Annotated in this window: 1 pseudogene; it reads left to right on the top strand. The window is 68.8% G+C overall.

Annotated elements, in window-relative coordinates:
• Positions 1 to 28 precede the first annotated feature (28 nt).
• Positions 29 to 314 (top strand): annotated as a pseudogene (locus tag GT354_RS38630) (hypothetical protein); the annotation flags it as partial.

Below are 314 nucleotides of genomic sequence, written 5' to 3' on the forward strand. Positions count from 1 at the left end.
TTGCGTTGTCGATCGAGCAGGCACTCTGATGGGCCGCTCACGCGGCCCCGAACGGGACAAGGACCGCCGCCCCAAGTCGGCCGCCGACGTCGCTCTCGCGCTGCCCGCGCCGTTCGCCCCGCTGTCGGACAACGCCGTCCTGATCGCCGACGAACAGCGCGACCTGATGGCGTGCGAAGCCGCGATCGAAACACTCAAGGTCGCGTTCTGGGCAGCGGGCAAAGCGCTCAACGTGATCCGGGACGCCAGGCTCTACCGCGCCCGGTTCGAGACGTTCGAGGACTACTGCCTGACCCGATGGGGCATGCAGCGCC

The organism is Streptomyces sp. SID3343 (assembly GCF_009865215.1).
In the GTDB taxonomy this organism is placed as follows: domain Bacteria; phylum Actinomycetota; class Actinomycetes; order Streptomycetales; family Streptomycetaceae; genus Embleya.